We start from the raw sequence: 20154 nt of genomic DNA on the forward strand, positions 1-20154 counted from the left end.
GGAGCCGATGGTCGCTCTGACCGACGAAGAGAAGGCCATGCGCGACGGCCGTGACGGCGACGCCGTCGCGGCGGCGATGGACCTGCTCATCAGGTACGCCGACGCCCTGGGCGCCGAGCACCTGTGCGAGACACGCAATGTGGCAGGGACCAACACCCAGCCCTCGCCCGCCAAGACGAAGCTGTTCGAGGAGGGCGGCTGGTCGAAGGCGTTCGCGGTGATCAGCCTCGACTGCGACGACGACATCACGGTGCCGCAGATGAAGGTGCCGACCTGCCAGCTCCAGCACGGCTTCGGCAACGACGCCCTGGGGATCATGCCGTACTCCGAGCGCAACATCGAGCTGCAGGCCGACGCCGAGTCGTTCTACAGCTCCAAGGGCGTCAACGTCCTGGCCACGTGCACTCCGTACCAGGTGGGCAACCTGCCGACCTACGGCGAGCACGTCGCCTGGATGGAGTCCTCGGCGGTGGTGTACGCCAACTCGGTCCTCGGCGCGCGCACCAACTGCGAAGGGGGCGCCTCGACCGGGTCGGCGAGCATCACCGGCCGGATCCCCTGCTGGGGCAACCACCTGGTGGAGAACCGGTACGGCACCCATCTGATCGAGTCCGGGCTGCGGATGACCGGCTTCCAGGACTGGGGCATGTTCGGCTACTTCGTCGGCGACGCCGTCATGGAGGCACGGCCGGTCATGGTCGGCGACCTCGGCCAGCCCGACCTGGCGGACCTGAAGCACTTCGGTGCGGCCGCCGCCTCCTCGGGCGGCGTCGAGATGTACCACATCCCTGGACGCACACCCGACGCGCCGACCCTGGAGGCCGCCTTCGGCGGCGCCGCCCCGCCCGAGCCGCTGCACTACGGCGAGGCGGAGCGCCGCGCAATGTACGACTCGCTCAACTCCATCGGGAACAGCGAGGACGTCGACTTCGTGCTGATCGGCTGCCCGCACGCCTCGCTCGAGCAGATCGGCCGGGTCGCGCGGGCGCTCGAGGGCCGCACCCTGTCGGCCGGGACCGAACTGTGGGTCATGACGCCGCGCGCGCTGCGTTCCGTCGCGGACCGCAACGGGTGGACGGCCACCATCGAGGGCGCGGGGGGACGGGTCCTGACCGACTCCTGCCCGGCCATGTCGCGGGTGGCGCCGGCGGGCACCAAGGTGTTCGCCACGGACTCGGCCAAGCAGGCCCACTACCTGCCGGCGATCCTCGGCATCGAGGCCTGGTTCGGCACCACCGAGGAGTGCGTCGACGCCGCCGTGACCGGCCGCTGGCGCGGCTCGCTGGCCCCCGCGGCGGTGGTCCGATGACCAGCGTCGCAGAACCCCGGCGGCTTGTGCTCCGCGGCCGCGGCATCGTGCCGGGGCGCGTCGAGGGCGAGGCCCTGGTCTCCCACGAGACCATCTCCGGCTGGGGCGGGATCGATCCGGCCACCGGCACCATCGTCGAGCGCAGGCACGAGCTCTACGGCGTCTGCTTCACCGGCAAGGTGCTGGTCTTCCCGGGGGCGAAGGGCTCCTCGGGCTGGTCCGGCTTCTTCCAGTCGACCCGCCTCATGGGCACCGCGCCGCTGGCGATGGTCTTCACCAACCTGACCACCAAGGCCGCCTTGGGCGCGATCGTGACCCGCGTCCCCACGGTGACCGAGCTCGACGACGACCCGGTCGCCAGGATCGCGACCGGCGACCGCGTCGAGGTCGACGCCGACAACGGGCTGGTGGTGGTGCACGGCCCGTGGCCGCGGTCAGATCATCCGCGGTGACGAGTCCGCGCCCCGCCCGCGGCTCGGGGGCCGTCACCGACTTCACCGGTGACGGCCCCCGAGGCGCGGGTGACCGGTCGGACACCCTCGGCCCAGGCCGCCCCGGCGACCTGGGCGGGCCGTACGGTAGCCCTCATATCGCCCCGCGCCCGCCGGTACACGATCGGGCGCGCCTTGCTCCCGGCGGTCTCCCGCCAGGAGCCCGAGCATCCCGGAGCCGCCGGTGCCTGGTAAAAGCGCAGCGACGGGCGGGCGCGACGCCCGTTCCCTCAGCGTCCGCACACTCGACGTGCTGGGCGCTTTCGGCGCCGCCCGCCCGCGGCTCACCCTCTCCGAGCTGTCCCGGGCCAGCGGCCTCTCCCTCACGACCACCCACCGCATCGTCACCGACCTCATCGAGTGGGGCGCGCTGGAAGAGGCCGACGGCGGCTACCAGATCGGACTCCGGCTCTGGGAGGCGGCGTGCGCGGCGCCCCGCGGGCTCGCCCTGCGGGAGACCGCGCTACCCGCGATGGAGGACCTCTACGAGGCGACCCACGAGAACGTGCAGCTGGCCGTGCGCGAGGGGCTCGAGGTCGTCTACGTGGAGCGCATCACCGGCCGTGGCGCGATCCGGGTCCTCACCAAGGTCGGCGGGCGCTTCGCCCTGCCGGCCACCGGCGTCGGACTCGTCCTGCTGGCACACGCTCCTCGGGAGGTCCAGGAGCGGGTGCTGGCCGAGCCGATGCGGCGCTGGACGCCGTACACCGTCACCGACCCCGCGGTGCTCCGCAAGATGCTCGCCGAAGTGCGTGGCGCCGGGTCGGCCCTCAGCGACCGTCAGGTGACCGAGGACGCGTTGTCAGTCGCCTGCCCCGTGCGTGGCGCGGGCGGCGAGGTGGTGGCGGCGCTCTCTGTCGTGGTCCGCTCCGACGGCCCCCTCACCCCGACGGCGCTGACCCCCGCGGTACAGGCGGCGAGCCGCAGCATCTCCCGCGCCCTGGGCTGGGAACCCACCCGGCAGACCCGTGGCCGGCGTCTGCTGGACGCGGGCTGAGGTCCGTGGGCTGAGGGCCCGCGCGACGCGAGCTGAGAGCCCATCGGGCGCGAGGTCAACCACCCGGGACGGAAGTCCCGGGCTTGCACAACGGGCGCCACTGGCTGTGGCGCTGCGTTTGCGTCCTGTCCCACGCCCGGTGTTCGGGGGCGGGTCTGGGACGTTTGACTGCACCCCGCATCGCCACAACTCTTCCGCACGGTGGCGGATGTTGCGGGAGCCGTTCCAGTCCGCGTGTGCAACGACACCACAGGACCGGCATACGAAACGGGCCGGACAGACCCGGTTCGCCTTGTCAATGTGCCCACATTCGGCGAGGTGAGGGAGGTGTAAGCCGCATCGACGTGCACCACCGGCACTTCCGCCTTGCGGGCCTTGTACGCGATGAACTGGCCGAGCTGGGCGAAAGCCCAGGAGTGGAGGGTGGGGGGCTTGCGAAGCCGTACCCGTGCGCGGATGCCGGTGAGGTCTTCCAGGGCGATTCCGCGACCGGTGCGTTCTGCCTCGGCCACCACATGTTTCGCGATCTTGTGGTTGATGTCCCGCGCCCGCCCCGCCTCCTTACGGCGCCGCTTCTTCAACCTGCGTCTGTCGGACGGGGTGTTCTTACGCTGGAGTTTCTGACGCAGGATGCGCTCGCGCAGACGCCCACGGTTGAGCCGGCGCCCGGCCATGATCTGACCGTCCGAGGTCGTCGCGATGTTCACGATCCCCAGATCGACCCCCAGGAACTCCACCACGTTGGTGTTGAGTTCGGCCTCGGGGACCTCGCAGGTAGCGATCAGGAATCACATGCCGTCGCGGAACAGCAGATCGGACTCGCCCCTGCGGCACAGGGCCAAGCGCGCCACATGCTCGGGGGCGGCGGTGAACGCCACGTTCTTCATCCGGCCCGGCAGGGTCCAGATCGACACCGTGCGCTGCGTGTACTGCCAGGACAGCATCCGGTCGTCATACGGCTGCGCGCCCTCCGGCCGGAAAGCGATCGGTCTCTCGACCGCCCGCCGGTAGCACTTGGAGGAGGGCCTGCCGAGGTTCCCCGCCTTCAGGTTCGCCTTGAGCGTGCGGTAGGCGTCGCAGGTCTTCTTGATGACGTGCTGGGCCGCCTGCGCTCCGAGCCCCCACCGGTCCTTGACCGCCGTATAGGTGTGCTCACGCAGGGGGAGGTCGCGCGCTTGATGTCCTTCTCGAACGCCACCTGGGACACCCAGGTCGCGGCCTGATTGCAGGCATGCAGGGTTTCCTCAAGTGCCGCCGCCTGCACGGGCGTCGGCAGCAGTTTCACCTGCACGGTCAACTTCACGACCGTGACGCTACCCGCCGCCCGACGTACCGGCATTCGAACAGTGCACATTCCTCGCCGGGCGCTGCGGCCCGGTTTCCTGCGGGCGCTCCGCGCCCGTTGCCGCGGCGATGCTGCGCATCGCCACCACAGGATGCGATTCCTCCCGGGGGGGTGAACCCCCAGGGTTCCTCGCAAGAGCACGCTGAAATTCCTTTCCTTCCGTACATCGGAAGTGCCCTGGGCCGCAGAGGGCCGCGTCGGTCAACGTGAGGCAACCCGGTCATCGCACCGGACCCCGGACGGGGTTCGGCCGGCGAGATGCACACAAGGAGACACCGATGCCCAGTTGGCCTGTGAACCAGTGGTACGTCGCCGCCTACAGTGAAGAGATCGGCGACGGCCTGCTCGGACGCACGATCTGCGGAGAGCCGCTCGTCTTCTACCGGACCGGCGAGGGCGAGGTCGTCGCGCTGGCCGACCGGTGCGTGCACCGCCGGTACCCGCTGTCGCTCAGCCACCTCAAGGACGACCAGATCGTCTGCGGCTACCACGGCTTCACCTACGACAAGACCGGCGCCTGCGTCGCCGCACCGGCCCAGAAGCGGATCCCGCGCACGGCCCGCGTCCCCGCCTGGACGGTCCGCGAGCAGGACTCGCTGGTGTGGGTCTGGATCGGTGACCAGGAACTGGCCGACGAGGCGCTGATCCCGCGGGCGCCGTGGCTGGACTCGCCCGACTACACGGTCGTCCGCGGCATGGAGCCGCTCAAGGCGCGCTACAGCCTGTTGGTCGACAACCTGATGGACCTCTCCCACGAGACCTACCTCCACGGCGGCTACATCGGCACGCCGGAGGTCGCCGAGACGCCGATCACGACCGAGGTCGACGAGGACGCCAACGTCGTCTACGTGAGCCGCCACATGGACGACGCCGAGTGCCCGCCGTTCTACTCCAAGTCCACGGGCATCGATGGCCGGATCACCCGCTGGCAGGACGTCGAGTACCACGCGCCGTGCCTCTACCTGCTGCACAGCCGAATCGCCCCGGCCGGCGTCCTGCCGCCGGAGGAGGGCCCGGACGACAAGGCCTTCCACGTAGAGGTGACCTACGGGATCACCCCGTCGACCGAGCACGAGACCCTGGACTTCTGGATGGTCTCGCGTGACTTCGCCCTCGACGACGAGGAGGTCACCGAGTTCCTCGCGACCAACAACCACACGGTGGTCATGCAGGACGTCGTCGCGCTCGACCTGCTCGAAAAGGTTGTCGAGGGCGAGAAGGAGAACTACCAGGAGCTGTCGATCAACATCGACACCGGCGCCCTGGCCGCCCGCCGGATCCTCACCAAGCTGGTCGCCCAGGGCGAGGAGAGGACGGCCGCCGCGAAGGCGGTGACCGCGCCATGAGCAGCCCCAACCAGGCCGGTCCCGCCGCCCCCATGCGCGCGGACCTGCCGGCGCCGACCAAGATGCTCAAAGGGCGGACCGTCTACCGGGTGGTGTGGAAGCTCAACACCGACGTGCTCGTCGGCTACTGCTGGTGCGGCACCGCCCACGAGGACACCGACCCCATCGCCCTGTGGGAGTGGCTCCTGGCGCACCCGGACACGCACGGCGGCGGCCGGACCGACTCCGCCGTACCCGACCCCGAGCCGGAGCTGGTGGACGCGTGAACACTGAGATCGAGCTGGAGCTGGTCGTCGCGGCCGCCACGGAGCCCGCCACGGACGTCCGGCTACTCGAACTGCGCAGCCCCGACGGGGCCGAGCTGCCTGCCTGGTCCGCCGGGGCTCACATCGACCTGCTGCTCGACGACGGGCTGGTGCGGCAGTACTCGCTGTGCGGCGATCCAGACGACCGCAGCAGCTGGCAGGTCGCCGTGCTGCGCGAGCCGGAAAGCCGCGGCGGTTCGGCGCACGTCCACAACAAGCTCGGCGTGGGCGATCCGATCAAGGCACGCGGTCCGCGCAACAACTTCGAGCTGGAGCCGGCGGCCGCATACGTCTTCGTGGCGGGCGGCATCGGCATCACGCCGATCCTCCCGATGCTCGCCTCGGCCGACGCAGCCGGTGCCGACTGGCGGCTCTACTACGGTGGCCGCACCCGGGGCTCGATGGCCTTCGTGGACGACCTTGTGGCGCGCCACGGCGACCGCGTCGTCGTCCGCCCGCAGGACGAGACCGGACACCTCGACCTGGCCGGGATCGTCGCAGGCCGTCCGGACGGCGCGCCGATCTACTGCTGCGGGCCGGCGCCACTCCTCGACGCCCTGGAGTCCGTGTGCACGCCCCTGCCGTCCGGCACGCTGCGCACCGAACGGTTCACGGCGCTCGAGGCCGACCCGGACGCCGTCTTTGAGGGTTTCGAGGTTGAGCTGACCGACTCCGGACAGGTTCTACAGGTGCCTGCCGACAAATCGATCCTCGACGTGATGGAGGAGGCCGGCATCGAGGTCCTCTCCTCCTGCCGGGAAGGCACCTGCGGCACCTGCGAGACCGGCGTCCTGTCGGGCACGATCGACCACCGCGACGTCCTGCTGACGCCCGACGAGCGAGCGGCCAACGATGTGATGTTCGTCTGCGTCTCCCGGGCCGTCCCCGGCTGCTCGAGGCTGGTCCTCGAACGCTGACGGCGGTCACCGCAGCCACGGAACGACGAAGGTCCCGCCGGATTCCGGCCGGGACCTTCCGCCGCGCGCAGCGAGGAGCAGGCCATCCGCTGAACCCGCCCCGGAAGCCGCGCTTGCCGCGGCTTCCGGGTGCGAGCTGGCGAGAGCCGCCAGAGGCAGAGCAGTCCGATGTGACGTATGGGACTGGTGTCATCTCCCGAGGGGCCGATTCTCACCGGTCGCTCTTGTCTGCTCCCAACGCGCCCCCGCTTGAACCTGCTTGCGTCCTGGGGGGGGACCGCCTACTCGACGCTACCCGAAACATGACACGACGCCGTCCGTATCCCAGCGACCTCTCCGACGCACGTTGGGAACTGATCGAACCCACGCTCTCCACTCGGCGGGCCGAGCGCAGAGGCAAGGGCCTGACCATTGGCCGACCGCCTGAGCATGACCTGCGCTGCATCATGGATGCCGTCCTCTACGTCGACCGCACCGACATTCCCTGGCGATGTCTGCCACATGACTTCGCGCCGTGGGAAACGGTCGGCCACTTCGCCGCCTGGCAGAAAGAAGGCGTCTTCGACCAACTCAACGGTCTCCTGCGTCGCCTGGTGCGCGAGGCCGAAGTCCCCGACGGCGAGCCAACTGCATGCGTGCTGGACGCGCAGAGTGTGAAGACCTCCGCGAACGTGCCCGCGACCGGCCAGGGCATTGATGCCGGCAAGAAATTCGCAGGTCGCAAGCGCCACATCAGCGCAGACACCCTCGGATTACTCCTGGCCGTCTGGGTCTCCTGTCGCGCGATCGCCCGGGGCGTCCACCGCCGGGCCCGAGAGGCCCAGTCGCAGACACTCCGGGTTCCTCCCCTGCCGGGTTAGCGTCTGGCCTGTCGAAAGTGGTGAGCAACGCGTGGCATGCTGCTCACCGGCTCGCGGTGGCACCGGCCGGTGCCACTCTCGCCTCTGTCCCCCGATCAGTTCCTGCCTAGGTGAGCACGACAGATGAAAGAAAAAGTGACATTCCCGAGCGTCGTCGGCCCCGAACTGGCCGGAGTGATCGACCTGCCGGAAGGCGAAGTCCGCGGCTGGGGACTCTTCGCGCACGGCTTCACCCTCGGCAAGGACTCGCCGGCCGCCTCCCGCGTCAGCAAGCAGCTGGCCCGCGAAGGCATCGGCATGCTGCGCTTCGACAACCTGGGCATCGGCGACTCCGACGGCGACTGGGGAGACGGGTCCTTCACCGTCAAAACACAGGACACGATCCGCGCCGCGGCTTTCATGGCCGAGCGCGGCACCCCTGTGGACCTGCTGGTGGGGCACTCCTGGGGCGGCGCCGCCGCCATCGCCGCCGCTGGCGAGATCCCCGGCCTGCGCGCACTGGCCACCATCGCCGCGCCCGTCGACCCGAGCCACGTCGAGCGGCAGTATGACTCGGTCCTGGACCGCGTACTCAGCGATGGCTCTCACCAGTGGTTCGTCGGCGGGCGCACCCTCGTCCTCAAGCGCGCATTCGTCGAGGACGTCCGCAAGGCCCACCTGCGCGACCGGATCGGCGAGCTGAACCTGCCGCTCCTGGTCGCGCACTCCCCCACCGATTCCACCGTCGACATCGACAACGCCGCGGAAATCTTCCAAGAGGCCCGCCACCCCCGCAGCTTCATCTCCCTCGAAGGCGCGGACCACCTGCTGACCGCACGCGGGCAGGCACAGCGGGCCGCGCACATCATCAGCGCCTGGGCCGACCAGTACCTCGGCGAGCCACGCCCCTGACCACACGGCCTCACGCCGCCGTGTGATGGTCTCCGCTGCCGCAGTGCACCGATCAGCCCTCGCATGGGCAGGCACCCGCTGGGGTTTTGAAGTGAACGGAGCCCACGCACCGTCATTCCGGTCCCAGTCGGCCAGCTCCGCCATCGCCGTCGAATGCGGCGCGGCAGGGACAGGCCGCTGCTTTCGACCGCGAGGCATACAAGCAGCGCAGCACCGTCGGGCGGTGCGTCAACCGCCCGAAGCAGTGGCGCGGCATCGCCACCCGTTACGAGAAGACGGCCACGCTCTGCCCGTCGCGGGCACCTTCCTCTGGCCCGCCCGGTGATCCGAACTAGCCGCCGGGAAGGTCGCGTCCGCACCGCCGCGGTCGATCGTCAGATCCGCAGGCTGCTGTTGTTCACGCCGCTCGTCGCCGTGCCACGAGAGTCCGGATTGGGCCTCGTCGACGTGCTGCGCGGCCTCAGGGTGCTTCACCTTGTGCCCAGGTGGAGGTAGAAGCCCTTCAGGCAGGCCGCCACAGTCTTCAACGCGCTGTGCCCGTACGGGCGTTTACCCTCCCGCCACGGCAGACCAAACGGCCCCGGATAATCCGCTCCCCGGTGGCAGGTCCAGAGCGGGGGCCATGCGCTGGGCCAGGCGGTCGAACTCCTTGAGGACTGCCTTGGCCATGACCTTGTCCGCCGCCTTGCCGGCCTTGGCGCGCAGCGGTGGCTGCTGCCCGAGCGCGGCGAGGGAATCGGGCAGGGCCAGGTAGCGGCGCGAGCCCAGGGCGTCGAGACTGCGCTGGTGGGACTCGGAGCCGCGAGCGACGTTCCACGCCTGTAGCCGTTCCGAGACGGGGCCGAGGACGAGTTCTTTGGGTAGGGCTTTGACGCCCCGGCTGAGACGCACCATCAGCACTTCCTGATCGCGTTCTGCGCCCAGCTCGCCGGCCAGCCACTTCAGATCCCCTCGGATCGCGTCTGTGACCTCGCGGTCCAGAACGGATCGGTACAAGCGCAAACAGCTGCGCAGGCGACGTATGACCAGACCATTCATATGGCTTCTCGCGTGCGCCGGGTTCGGTGTGATCCTTTGGCTGCTGACCAGCGCACCCGACATCAGCTCGGGCTATCCGCTCTCCAAGTGCCACTCCGTCCTCGGCACCGAATGGAGCCCCAACTACGGGTCGATGGAGAAGGGGGCCGAGTCGACGTGCGCCTCGTTCCAGACACGGCGCCTGGGATGGGCTGTGCTGGTGTCGGTGCCGACGGTGGTGCTGGCGGCCGCGGGGCTACGCAAGCGCGGCGACTGAGCCCGCCGGATGCGACTTCCTCCACGTGGGCGTGCGGATACGCAACCACCACGAAACTCACGCGGCGTCGGCCCGCTTGGGGAATCAGACCGTGCGATCTCCGTCGTTCTGCAGACTCAGCCATGTCTCATGAGACGCCTGTGCGCAGCTTCGTCGGAAAGAAGTGCCGACATGTACCGACGTCAGGATCCGTCAGCGGACGTGCGAGCCAACTCGGTGGCCAGGCGTCGCATCACCGTCCGGTTGGCGCGTCGTATCGTGGCCCGGACGACGAGTGCCAGCAGGCGGTCGGCGAGTGGGGTGTGGGCCCAGGCGTACGTGAACGACACGTGACTCCCGCCGGTTCGCAGCGGCTCGATGGTGTAGATGCCGTGGGCCAGGCGTCGGCCGGCCGCGCTGACGTTCCGTTCGACGATGCGCCGCGGCGGGTCTGCCTCGACGACCTCGATGGCGACGTCGGTCTTCTTGCCGCCCAGCGCGGCTGTGACCGTGGCATACGATCCGATGCCGCGGCCGGGGCCGCTGTAGCGCCAGTCGGTCAGGTAGTGGTCGGTGAATCGCTCGTGGTGAGCCATGACATCGAGGAAGTCGTAGACCTGCTCGGGCGTCTGCGGTACGTCGATCGACACGGTGACAGACTTCATGTACCACACGGTACACAGGGCATGTACCAATTGGTACGCTCGTGAGGTGGTGGATATGGTCGGCTCAGATCCCGAGGGCGAGGCAGCGCCCGGCAAGGACGGGGACCGGCGCGCTCAATTGGTGAACGCGGCCGTCGACTATGTCGCGGCACACGGCATCGCAGACCTGAGTCTGCGCGGCCTGGGCGCCGCGATCGGTGTCAGTCACCGCATGCTGATCCACTATTTCGGTTCCAAGGAACACCTGCTCGTCGAGATCGTCCGGACGTCGGAGCAGCGTCAACGCGATCTACTGTCCCGGCTGCGGCTGGAGCCAGGTCTCTTGCCCGTCGATGCTGCCCGTCTCCTCTGGCAGCAGCTGACGGCCCCTCAACTGGCGGGTCAAGAGCGGCTCTTCTTCGAAATCTACGGGTGGGCGCTGCGAGGCCGTCCCGAGGCTGCCCCGTTCCTCGAAGGGCTCGTAAACGACTGGCTGGAGCCGCTCGTGGCTGCCGAGGTCGCCACAGGGGCGGACCCTCCTGTGGCCCGGAACCGCGCCAGGCTGGGACTCGCCACCGTCCGCGGTCTGCTGCTCGACCTGCTCGCCACCGGTGACCGCGAGGGCGTCAACGCGGCGATGGAGGACTTCCTCCGGCTGTATTACGGCGAAGCGAGCCCGGAGTCCCTCCCCTAGGACATCCGTTTCTGGCTCGATCGCCACGGAACCGACGGCAGCTGAACGCGGGGCCAAGGCGTTGTTTCCTTTGGCTCCCTATGCGGTTGAAGCGGTACGTGACAGGAGCGCTGGTACTCAGTGGTTGCTCTACGCTCGTCGCGGCTCCCGTGGTGCCTTTGACCTCGCCCTGGAGTTCTTCACTCCCGTGCCCGATGATCAGCGACGTTCGGGCGACAACGGCCTTCGGGTGCACCGCAAAAACTTCGGTCTCGGCCGCGGCCTTGGCTACGCTGTACGGGGTGATGGTCTCCGGGAGAGCGGACTCGTCGTAGTGGACCTGGCCCGCACCTGAGAACACCGCGTCGCTCGACACGTAAACCATGCGGGTTCCGTGCTTCGCCGCGACGATCGCGAGCCGAAGAGCACTTGTGCAGTAACCGCCCAGTCGGCCCCGCCGCTCGATGCGTTGATGACCACGGCTGGATTCACGTCGGTCATGACGGCATCCATCCTTCCCGCGTCCCGCAGATCGAGGAGGCACCACGCGGTTGGGGATGAGCGGCCCCGCCCGGTCGCGTACGTCGCGACGGCCGTGTGCCCCGCCTTCCTCACTTGCCGAATCAGTTCGGACCCAGGAAGCCGCAGCCACCGACGATCAGAACGGTCATGCGCGTCACCGTAACCCCGCCGGCCCAACGGTGAAGACAGTCACTCCGGTGCTCGGGTGATAGGAGGGGACGGCGTTCGCGGAGCTGACTACGTACGCGGTGATTCCCGGCTCGGTGCGTCCCTCGCACAGGGGATAGGGAATTGCTCAAATCCCTGAAAAAGTTGTGATTCATGCACTCACGCTAGATAGGGGACAACTCGCATGCTTCAGACCACCACCCGGCGACGAGTTGCGCGGGCAACAGCAGCCGTCTTCTGCGCCCTGGCCCTGGCACTGAGCCAGGCCGGTCCCGCCGCGGCCGCTGAGAAGAAGGTGTCCTTCGCCTTCAAGTACCGGATGGACACGCAGACCTGGAAGCAGAAGAGGGGCAAGGTGTCCATCCTCTTCACGAAGTGCCGTGCTCAGCGGTCCTTCCACGCCCTCCTCGTGCGGGAAAGGTTCGGCCAGGACACAAAGCTGGAAGGCCACACGCTCACGTGCCGTGTAGGCCGGCGCGCGTACTTCGACGCGCCTGATAACGGGACCTACTACTTCACCTTGACGAAGGCCGACGACGACGAGTACATCACCGGCAACGCGACGCTCAGCTTCCCGGCCCCTTGACCGCAGGTGCGGCCGTGTTGTGCTGTTCGTTTCTGATGACGAACAGCGAACCCACAACTCATGCAGGAGCCTGACCTGCGGTCAGCGCAAGGCCGCGCGGCGAGACCGGTTGTGCAGCAGGCGAGCAGTGCGACCCGGAGCACGAGCAGCAGGCCGGGCTCGCCGGCGAAACAGCGGCTCGAGCCCGGTTGGGCGAGGAGTAGGCGCAGCTGCTGCGCCTGCTCGATGAAGGCGGCGCCCTTCAAGCACCAGCTTTCCTCCAGCTCTGCACCTGTGCTTTTCACGAGAGAGGTCTCCACCCGCGAAATGCCATAGCTGTCGAACGGCACAGCGGCCAGACTTTTCACATGCAGCTCCCCGCCGAAAGCCTTGTCGCCACCGAGCTGATCGAGGTCGTCAGGATCTCAGCCCTCCCCGCCAAGCGGGGCGCTCCCTACCCCGGCAGGGCGGTCGCCCACTGGGTCGGGAGCGAGGCCACCGATGTCCTGACGTTGATTCAGACCTTGCCCGGCAGCGAGCAGCACCGTTGCGGCTTCTCGCCGGGCTGGAGCATCCGGGCGTACGAGGAGTCTCTCGGACCGGTGCTGTTCGAGGCAGCGTTCTGTTTCAACTGCCACGAGGTTCGCATGCATGGATTGACCGTGCCCTCCGCGCTGGCCACACAGTTCTTCGACGCGGACACCCCGCCCGCCCGGGCCCTTCTGGCCATCCTCCGCGCGGCGGCCCCGTAGTCGACCGGCCGCCCCCAGCCCGGCATGTACCCCTGGGACCAGGCCCACCCCCGGCCCACCATCGAAGAAGCCCTCACCGACGCCGCCGTCCTCGTCACCGAGTGGTCCGAACTGCCCCTCGATGCACTCCAAGACTCCTGAAATGCTGGACCGGCATCTGCACCACCTGCCACCAGCCCCTACCCCGGACCAGACATCAACCAGCAAGATCCACTACAAAACAACGGAGTCCTATCAGAGCATCGAGAATCGCGAAGGACGGAACATGGAACCGGAACTACTGCCGCTGGTCGGTGTCGGGCCGCTGCGGCTCGGCATGCCGGCGCAGGAGACGCGCGACGCGGTCCAGGCGTGGGGGCTGCTGCGGGTCGCCTCCAGTGATCCGGAGCCCGGGCAGATCCTGCTCAAGCACGACGCGTCCGGCCTGACGTGATGCTCGGCTTCACCAAGGGCGCGCCGAGCGGCGTGGAGCTGTTCCGGTTCCTCGACGAGGACGCCGACGTGCGAGTGCTCCTCGACGGCCTCGACGTCTTCCGCACCCCGAGTGTGGACCTCTTCGAGCTGTCCGCAGAGCGGCGCCACGAGATCACCGAGAACGACCTCGGTTTCGACGAGCTGCCGGAGCTGAGGGTCGTCCTCGCCAACCAGAGCAGCTACGAGTACCCGGTGGACGAGGACGGGGACCCTCTCTACTACGACTACGTGCGCCTCGCGGACCAGATCTGACACACGGAGAACCCACGGCAGAGCCCCACTCGGCGCAGGCTCCGCGAGCCCCGAGCGCGACGTTGGTGCGCCGGTGGTCTCCTGCGGCGGGTACTGCAGAAGAACTCCACCCGTACTGGGGGCCACTCACAACCCGGGGCACGATCGGTCTGCCAACGGCCCGACTTCGGTGCGGCAGTAGCGGCGGCGCAGCAAAGAGGCGATCGTGCGATTACGCTCGACGGCCTGCGGCGCCGGCTTCTGTAGGTGTTGCACCGCAGGCCTCGGCAGTCTGTCGAGCCAACTGCAGTGCTCAGACGCACCCCCTCTACGCTCGGTGACCGACGTGGCTGCCGCTGCGAAGGGGATCGACGAGGGAACATCATGCGTGCGGGTTGGCGCCGGCTATGGCAGACGATGGCCGTGGGCGGGATCGGGTTGAGCCTGTACGCGGGCTTGTTGACCGCCGACGACGTCCGCGACCGAGCTTCCAGCGAGCACGACATCGCCGCGGCCTGCGACCATCTGGTGTCGAGAGCGCTGGTGATGGATCTGCAGGGCGGCATGGTCCGAGCGCAGTCCGTCCACCACAACAACGGCATCCCGCTGAACCACCGACGCCGCACAACTACACACACCGAGGCAAGTTCCTGAACCGCCTCGACACCCACCTCCAGAACCACGTGGAACGATTGCTCGCCAACGGAAAAACGAAGACCAAGATCACGGCTTCACTCAAAACCGACCTCGGCAGTATCGGCAGCACAATTCTGAAGGAACAGCACGGCCAAGAGACGACGCACACCTCCCCCAGCTAAATGCATCCAGCACGGCAGCGACAGCGGCGGAACCAACAGCGTCACCATCTGGAACCGCAAGCACTGACGATAAGGAACTAACCGCGAGATGAGTCCCGAACTGAACCGGCTCACCGAGGTCCTGCCCCGGCCCTCCACACCCACCCAGACGCCCGACTGGGACGCCGCCGAAACCGCCCTGAGCACGGCGCTGCCCGCAGACTACAAAGAGCTCATCACCACCTACGGAGGCGGCTTCGTCGACGGCTACCTGCTGCTCCTGGAGCCGGGCTGCGCCAACGACGTATACGACCAGCTCAAGATCTCCGCAGAGCGCGAAGAAGCCAACGACGCTCTGTGGCAGTACGAGGACAAGCCCGCCGAGATGGACGCAGATGGCAACCGCCTGCTCTGCTGGGCCACCACGGACAACGGCGAATACCTGTACTGGCTCGTCCAGCCCGGCGACACTCCCGACAGTCGCCCGATCCTGATCAACGACGAGTCCGGGGAGGTTTGGGAACGCTACGACATGACCGTGCCCCAGTTCCTCACCGCCGTCCTGAGCGGCGAGGCTCGATCGCAGATTTTCTGGGACGAGTTCCCGCTGGAGCAGCATCAATTCCGCCCCGCCCGGGAGGTGTAGGACCATGAGCGCCCGGCCGCAATTGAGCCGACAGTCGACGACCAGGCCGCCGCGCTTCCATGAGGGCTCCGGTCAGCCAGTCCGTCTGGGGTGGCGTGGCGTGGCGTGCGTATTCGGCGCGTTGCCAGCCGTTCTGCCCACGTTTTCCTCGCGGCGATGGCCGTCCAGGAACGCGAAAGGGGGTGCGGCCGACGCACCCGACCTCGTGGACCTCACCCGCGCAGAAATCCGCCGTCTGCTGGCAGTTGCGTCCCACCACCGTCCTGCACGTCGCGAGCACGCCGTGAGCTGGTCGCACTGGAGCGCCGCCACCACGTCTACTGACCGCCGGTCGCCGCGCCGCTGGAACCTGCGCTCTTCGTGGTCCGGCCTTGTTGCCAACCCATCAGCAACCTGACCCAGGTGCTCCGGTCGAGACCAATGAGTCCGCCCAGGTCCTGCATCGAATCGACAGCTGACAGGTTCCGGAGGTCACGAGAGCCTGATTCTGAATCGATCAGTTCATGCGCACCGGCCTGGTCGCTGACGCACTGCGGATGGCAGCCTCGCCCCGTATCCGCCTGGACGGCGCCGTGTTCCACTGCGACCACGGAACGCAATACGCATCCTGCGAAAGCTTCCACGCCTCCCTGAAACACGAGAGCCTCCAGGGCGCCCACTACTACGGCGACTCCGACACCTGCCGAAGAACCGTCTTCGCCTGGCTGACCCGGTACAACACCCGCCGCCGGCACTCCGCCAACGGCCACCTCAGCGCAAACGAATACGAACACCACACCGCTAAACTCACGCTCGCCGCGTGATCAATAACCGCCCTCTAAGGGCCGCCCTACACAAAGCTTCAACCCTGAATGCAGGGTGGAACCATCACTCGATGGGAACATGAGCCATCACTCATGCGTACTATCGCTACGCCACCACACCACCGTTCGCCACGGAAGTACATGAACAGGCGGGCGCACCTGCCTCGCTCGCACTCACGGTAGTGCGCCGTTGCTCCCGAATTGAAAAGAGGACAACACCATGACCGACAACCCCGTCACCATCACCAGCGTGACATCTCAGTACACCACTCAGGTCGCACAGGACCTCGAACTCAACAACAAAGAGCAGGAACGTATCGGCGCGGAACTCTCCGCCCTGCAGGCGCAGTTGAAAATCCTGCAGGACGACCAGAGCGTGCTGCACAGCATCCAGAAGACGCTCGACAGCCGACCGGCATCTACGCCGAGCACCCCGGAGCCTTCGACGTCCCTCCCGCAGCAGGCATCCGGCAAGAACACCACTACCCGGCGTGCCCCGTCCAAAAAGGCTGCAGCCAAGGCCCCCAGCACGAAGAAGACCACGGTGCAGGCCAAGAAGGACAAGACCCAGGGCACGGAGCCCAAGGCGGCTACGGCATCGGCACAGCCCACCCTGATCGCGCTCATCCGCACCCACCTCGACCAGCAGAAAGAACCCCGTTCCGCAGCCGAGGTCACCTCGGCGCTCACCGAGGCCCACCCCCAGCGCACCATCAAGACGACCGTCGTGCGCACCACCCTCGAGAATCTTGTCGCCAAGAGCCAGGCTCACCGGTCGAAGCAGGGCGCCTCGGTCCTCTACACGTCAGCCGCCGTGCAGGCCGCGCCCCAGAAGGCCCCGGCTCCCGCGCTGCCCAGGCCCGAGCAGGACAGCAGCAAGCGCGAGAAGGCCGGCGCGGTCAGTTCGTAGCCGTCGAGGACATCCGAAGAAGGCTCGCGGCGAGCAGCCGAACGAAGTATCCGGCCATGCGGCCGGTGTCGGTGCGCCAGCCCGGTGTGGGGGCGTTCAACCAAAAGCACGCGGCGGACCGCTGCTCGCCCTTCCAGGCGGCGATCGCGTGTCGGCATTGTCCGGCGTTGCCCCAGTCCATGGCCCATGGAGCACGATCCCCCGAAGGCCATACTCAATAGCAACCATCGGAATCGCGTGAAACGTTGGTACCCACCTCGCTCCCAGCGAACGACCAACTGGGCGGCTCGCCGCCCTGCCCAAAGGTGCCGGCTACGTCGCGGTGCGCATGGCGCCGCTGGCGCTGATCGCATTTACCGTGATCGTCGATCAGTTAACCCCGGTGCATTGGCCGTTCAATCGCTTTCTGGAGGGAGCTCCGGCCCTTGCAGCCGCGACACGGAACCCTGTCGGCACCGGTGTGATCGGCGCGTTCGCCATTGTCGTGGACATCGTGCTGGCTGCCGACAAGGGGAACTTGGGCATGTCGAGGGCATGGCTGATGCTGGGGATGATCGCGTTGGTGACGGTGGCAGCCGTAGCCGTGAACGATGTCGCAGCGCGTCTTGAGCGCACCACCGATCAAGACATCCACGACGGCCGCCAAGAACCTGCCACAGCAGCTCGCCCGTCTCCTGGAGCAATGGGGCGAACTGGTCTCCCAGCTGCGGCCGGTGGGCAGTTCCGTGTTCTTGCCCTTCGACTTCTCCGACGAATACACCGGCTGGTTGCGGGTTACATCCCAGGACGGCACGCACGCTCGGGTGGAGGCCGGATGGAGCCTCATCCAGGGATGGCGCTTCAACCGTTCCTAATCAGTGTGCAGGAGTGAGTCTTGGACCCACTGCCCGGCACTGCGCGCATCCCGAACGGTTTTGGATGCACTGGTCACCCGCGTTGCCTTTTCTATCCCGCTCGGGCACGCGCATCGTGTGCACGGTCCGTGATGGGTGGGCGGGTTCCCTCACGCTCTCGGGTACCCGGTCGGGCCTGGACGGTCCGATGCCCACGACGATCACTCTGGTCGTCGTGGGGCGGTGCCGTCCGTCGCCGGATCGGGTGCCCGAGGGCGCGTCGCCCGATCGCGATGCCAGCGGCATCGTGACGGGACATCTTGCGGTGGGGTGTCTGCATCGGCTTGCGCCAGTGCTGGTCGCCCCACATCGAGGTGTAGGCCGGGTCCACGGCCACGATGGACAGGTCCATCTCGGCGGCCATGGAGACGAGCCGGGCCTTGAGCTTCCCGGTCGGCATGCCTGAGATCAACTGCCGGAACCGCTTCCTGCGGCCGTGCTTCTCCCGGGTCTTCTCGGCGGTGAAGTCCAGGTTCTCGATACCGATGGCGGCGACGCCGCAGCTTTTCGCCCAGTGCAGGAGCTGGGTGATGGCGTGCCGGATCTGCGCGTCCCGGTGGCCCGCCGACCCGCTGAGGTCGTAGGAGAAGCGGTGTGGGTCGCCTACCGGGTTGCCGTGTGGGTCGAGCCGGTACGCGGCAAAGTGATCGGCATTCGTGTCCACGCCGATCATGCCCTTGGCGCGTGCGGTCTCCAGCCCGATCGTCTGGACCACCGGCCGCTGCCACGAGGCGGTCAGGTACCAGCGCCCACGCTCGACGTCCCGGTGGATGCGGTAGGCGACAGCCCGGTTGCCCTCGATGCGGTCGGCCCACTCCTGGCCCCGGTGCGCGAAAGCGACCCTGGAGGCCAGGACGTAGCGTCCGTGCTTGCTGTTCGCCAGGCTGGCGAGCGGGGCCGGCAGCTTGATCGAGACTTCGCCATCCGGGGTGACGCGGATCGTCTCGTTCCCGTACCGCTTCCCGGACTCGCCGTCAGCCTGGAGGAACCAGCGTTCCGCCTCCCAGCGTTCCCGCCACTGCGCCTCGGTGAGCTGCGCCTTGGCCAGGTTGCGGCGAGTGTTGAGCAGGCGCCTGCCGCCACGCACCACATGCACGACACCGCTCTGACGGTCGGCGCGCGCCACGTCGAGACGGTGTTCCAGGATCGCCAGGCGCCGGGTTTTGTGGAACCACTCGCTCTTGGAGCGGTAGCCGCTGGGAGCGCGCTTGGTGCCCTTCTCACCGAGCGGCTGGGACAGGCGGTGCATCAGCGTACGGACACCGGCTTCAAGGCCCTGGATGTGGGCGAGCTGGCAGCGGCGGGACAAAGCCCACTGGTCGTACGTGGCCTTCGTGATCGCTCCGGCCCACCGCGAGGACGACTGGGCCGTCAGGTCCCGTTTCCGCGCCGCCCACCTCTCGGTGGAATGGTCACCTGCGTCCTGGCAGCGGGCCGCCAGATCGCGGGACGCCAAGTGTCCGAGGTGTTCGCCGATCAGGCGCAACACCTTTTCATCCTCGGGCGTGAGGTGCTTGAGACGGTCGCGTATCGCGACACCGGACGGCCCGAGGGCAACGAACGGCGCATCGATGGCACGCAGTTGCTTCCTTTTCGGCTCAGTCATCGGCTCCAGCCGCCTCAAGAGCCTTCTCTGCCCAATTCTTCGCGGAACGACGCCCGTACAGGCGGGCGCAGAACGAGGTCAGTACCTCCACCATGCCCCGCACCAGATCGTCTTCCACCTCACCCCCGTCCAGGACCACCAGACGGCGGCCCGTCGCGGATACTGCGGCCTCGACGAGTTCCACGTTCATCCGGCCCAGGCGGTCCTTGTGCTCGACCACGACCGTGGCCACATCCGGATCGGCCAGAAGGCGCTTCGCTTTGGACCTGCCACCGTTCATGCCCGACCCGATCTCGGACTCCACACGCACCACCCGGAGACCGGTGCTGGCCGCCCAGACGACCAGGCGCGCCAACTGCCGTTCCAGATCACTCTTCTCGTCATGCGAGGAGACACGGGCATACAGGCCCAGGCCGCCCGACACGGACGGCGAGGAGTCTGCCTCGATGTTCACCAGGATCGTGCGCGGACCGACCCGCTGAGCAGGTACCGGCAACGTGCCCTCACGGAACGAGCGATACGCAGTATGCGGATGCACACCATTCACCACCGCCCACTCCATGAGGCTCACACAGAGAACATAACAGCCACTCAGAGACGCTAATACACAGCAGAGTTGACTCAATCACGAGCAGTTCTGAACCCCTCGGACATCGCCGACACGGCCCACCGCATCAGCGACTTCGAACCGGAGGCCGGTGCAGCGGTGGACTGTCTCATCAACGATCTACTCGCC

Annotated in this window: 23 protein-coding genes and 3 pseudogenes; 19 read left to right on the forward strand and 7 right to left on the reverse strand. The window is 67.8% G+C overall.

Annotated features, from left to right (window positions below):
* The first annotated feature begins 7 nt into the window (after positions 1 to 7).
* From LGI35_RS01195 to LGI35_RS01205, 3 genes are all read left to right on the forward strand, one after another.
* Positions 8 to 1309, forward strand: a complete 1302-nt coding sequence (locus LGI35_RS01195) for an aconitase X (protein ID WP_227291722.1) — start codon at positions 8 to 10, stop codon at positions 1307 to 1309.
* Positions 1306 to 1761, forward strand: a complete 456-nt coding sequence (locus LGI35_RS01200; RefSeq protein ID WP_227291723.1) for an aconitase X swivel domain-containing protein — start codon at positions 1306 to 1308, stop codon at positions 1759 to 1761. Before LGI35_RS01195 ends, LGI35_RS01200 begins: the two co-directional genes overlap by 4 nt.
* 223 nt (positions 1762 to 1984) lie before the next feature.
* The gene (locus LGI35_RS01205; RefSeq protein WP_227291724.1) at positions 1985 to 2797 is read left to right on the forward strand and encodes an IclR family transcriptional regulator; all 813 of its coding nucleotides are present in this window, start codon (positions 1985 to 1987) and stop codon (positions 2795 to 2797) included.
* Between the two features lie 270 nt (positions 2798 to 3067).
* Here LGI35_RS01205 and LGI35_RS46500 read toward each other — a convergent pair.
* Positions 3068 to 3537, reverse strand: a pseudogene (locus LGI35_RS46500) (IS200/IS605 family accessory protein TnpB-related protein); the annotation flags it as partial.
* A 48-nt stretch (positions 3538 to 3585) separates the two neighbouring features.
* Positions 3586 to 3741 carry a hypothetical protein gene (locus tag LGI35_RS46505; protein WP_423835668.1) on the reverse strand — a complete coding sequence of 52 codons (156 nt, stop codon included), beginning with the start codon at positions 3739 to 3741 and terminating at the stop codon, positions 3586 to 3588.
* 679 nt (positions 3742 to 4420) lie between these two features.
* On the opposite strand from LGI35_RS46505, the gene LGI35_RS01215 reads away from it, so the two are divergent.
* The 5 genes and pseudogenes from LGI35_RS01215 to LGI35_RS01235 all read left to right on the forward strand — a co-directional run bounded on the left by LGI35_RS01215 (position 4421) and on the right by LGI35_RS01235 (position 8461).
* On the forward strand, positions 4421 to 5488 hold the full coding sequence (locus tag LGI35_RS01215; RefSeq protein WP_227291725.1) for an aromatic ring-hydroxylating oxygenase subunit alpha: 1068 nt from the start codon (positions 4421 to 4423) through the stop codon (positions 5486 to 5488).
* Positions 5485 to 5754 (forward strand): hypothetical protein, encoded by a 270-nt coding sequence (locus tag LGI35_RS01220; RefSeq protein WP_323182888.1) that lies wholly within the window; start codon positions 5485 to 5487, stop codon positions 5752 to 5754. Before LGI35_RS01215 ends, LGI35_RS01220 begins: the two co-directional genes overlap by 4 nt.
* Entirely contained in the window at positions 5751 to 6710 is a 960-nt protein-coding gene (locus LGI35_RS01225) for a PDR/VanB family oxidoreductase (protein ID WP_423835669.1), read from the forward strand. The genes LGI35_RS01220 and LGI35_RS01225 overlap by 4 nt, the downstream gene beginning before the upstream one ends.
* 302 nt (positions 6711 to 7012) lie before the next feature.
* Positions 7013 to 7507: pseudogene (locus LGI35_RS01230) on the forward strand (transposase); the annotation flags it as partial.
* Between the two features lie 198 nt (positions 7508 to 7705).
* Positions 7706 to 8461, forward strand: a complete 756-nt coding sequence (locus LGI35_RS01235; protein WP_227291726.1) for an alpha/beta hydrolase family protein — start codon at positions 7706 to 7708, stop codon at positions 8459 to 8461.
* A 549-nt stretch (positions 8462 to 9010) separates the two neighbouring features.
* Here LGI35_RS01235 and LGI35_RS01240 read toward each other — a convergent pair.
* The gene (locus LGI35_RS01240) at positions 9011 to 9562 is read right to left on the reverse strand and encodes a CHAD domain-containing protein (protein ID WP_341483335.1); all 552 of its coding nucleotides are present in this window, start codon (positions 9560 to 9562) and stop codon (positions 9011 to 9013) included.
* Here LGI35_RS01240 and LGI35_RS01245 point away from each other — a divergent pair.
* Positions 9483 to 9755: a hypothetical protein gene (locus LGI35_RS01245; RefSeq protein WP_227291728.1), complete on the forward strand. Its 273-nt coding sequence runs from the start codon at positions 9483 to 9485 to the stop codon at positions 9753 to 9755. The two genes, LGI35_RS01240 and LGI35_RS01245, sit on opposite strands and share 80 nt — an antisense overlap.
* A gap of 182 nt (positions 9756 to 9937) precedes the next feature.
* Here the strand turns inward: LGI35_RS01245 and LGI35_RS01250 are convergent, their stop codons facing one another.
* Entirely contained in the window at positions 9938 to 10399 is a 462-nt protein-coding gene (locus LGI35_RS01250) for an SRPBCC family protein (RefSeq protein WP_227291729.1), read from the reverse strand.
* A gap of 55 nt (positions 10400 to 10454) precedes the next feature.
* On the opposite strand from LGI35_RS01250, the gene LGI35_RS01255 reads away from it, so the two are divergent.
* Positions 10455 to 11072, forward strand: coding sequence for a TetR/AcrR family transcriptional regulator (locus LGI35_RS01255; protein ID WP_227291730.1), 618 nt, complete (start codon positions 10455 to 10457; stop codon positions 11070 to 11072).
* On the opposite strand, the gene LGI35_RS01260 is transcribed toward LGI35_RS01255, so the two are convergent.
* Positions 11005 to 11436 carry a sugar nucleotide-binding protein gene (locus LGI35_RS01260; RefSeq protein WP_264484652.1) on the reverse strand — a complete coding sequence of 144 codons (432 nt, stop codon included), beginning with the start codon at positions 11434 to 11436 and terminating at the stop codon, positions 11005 to 11007. The genes LGI35_RS01255 and LGI35_RS01260 overlap by 68 nt on opposite strands.
* 489 nt (positions 11437 to 11925) lie before the next feature.
* On the opposite strand from LGI35_RS01260, the gene LGI35_RS01265 reads away from it, so the two are divergent.
* From LGI35_RS01265 to LGI35_RS01305, 9 genes are all read left to right on the forward strand, one after another.
* Positions 11926 to 12327, forward strand: coding sequence for a hypothetical protein (locus LGI35_RS01265; protein ID WP_227291731.1), 402 nt, complete (start codon positions 11926 to 11928; stop codon positions 12325 to 12327).
* Positions 12328 to 12674: 347 nt separating this feature from the next.
* Positions 12675 to 13058 carry a hypothetical protein gene (locus LGI35_RS01270; protein WP_227291732.1) on the forward strand — a complete coding sequence of 128 codons (384 nt, stop codon included), beginning with the start codon at positions 12675 to 12677 and terminating at the stop codon, positions 13056 to 13058.
* A 142-nt stretch (positions 13059 to 13200) separates the two neighbouring features.
* Entirely contained in the window at positions 13201 to 13491 is a 291-nt protein-coding gene (locus LGI35_RS01275; RefSeq protein WP_227291733.1) for a hypothetical protein, read from the forward strand.
* Positions 13491 to 13784, forward strand: coding sequence for a hypothetical protein (locus tag LGI35_RS01280; RefSeq protein WP_227291734.1), 294 nt, complete (start codon positions 13491 to 13493; stop codon positions 13782 to 13784). Before LGI35_RS01275 ends, LGI35_RS01280 begins: the two co-directional genes overlap by 1 nt.
* A gap of 363 nt (positions 13785 to 14147) precedes the next feature.
* On the forward strand, positions 14148 to 14417 hold the full coding sequence (locus LGI35_RS01285) for a hypothetical protein (protein ID WP_227291735.1): 270 nt from the start codon (positions 14148 to 14150) through the stop codon (positions 14415 to 14417).
* Positions 14418 to 14669: 252 nt separating this feature from the next.
* On the forward strand, positions 14670 to 15206 hold the full coding sequence (locus tag LGI35_RS01290) for an SMI1/KNR4 family protein (protein ID WP_227291736.1): 537 nt from the start codon (positions 14670 to 14672) through the stop codon (positions 15204 to 15206).
* Between the two features lie 503 nt (positions 15207 to 15709).
* Entirely contained in the window at positions 15710 to 16009 is a 300-nt protein-coding gene (locus LGI35_RS01295) for an integrase core domain-containing protein (RefSeq protein WP_227291737.1), read from the forward strand.
* A gap of 220 nt (positions 16010 to 16229) precedes the next feature.
* Positions 16230 to 16919 (forward strand): hypothetical protein, encoded by a 690-nt coding sequence (locus LGI35_RS01300; protein ID WP_227291738.1) that lies wholly within the window; start codon positions 16230 to 16232, stop codon positions 16917 to 16919.
* A 322-nt stretch (positions 16920 to 17241) separates the two neighbouring features.
* On the forward strand, positions 17242 to 17790 hold the full coding sequence (locus LGI35_RS01305) for a hypothetical protein (protein WP_227291739.1): 549 nt from the start codon (positions 17242 to 17244) through the stop codon (positions 17788 to 17790).
* Here LGI35_RS01305 and LGI35_RS01310 read toward each other — a convergent pair.
* Positions 17770 to 19418, reverse strand: a pseudogene (locus LGI35_RS01310) (IS200/IS605 family accessory protein TnpB-related protein). The gene LGI35_RS01305 and the pseudogene LGI35_RS01310 overlap by 21 nt on opposite strands.
* On the reverse strand, positions 19411 to 19989 hold the full coding sequence (locus tag LGI35_RS01315) for an IS607 family transposase (protein WP_423835670.1): 579 nt from the start codon (positions 19987 to 19989) through the stop codon (positions 19411 to 19413). Before LGI35_RS01315 ends, LGI35_RS01310 begins: the two are co-directional and overlap by 8 nt.
* Between the last annotated feature and the right edge of the window lie 165 nt (positions 19990 to 20154).

The organism is Streptomyces longhuiensis (assembly GCF_020616555.1).
In the GTDB taxonomy this organism is placed as follows: domain Bacteria; phylum Actinomycetota; class Actinomycetes; order Streptomycetales; family Streptomycetaceae; genus Streptomyces; species Streptomyces longhuiensis.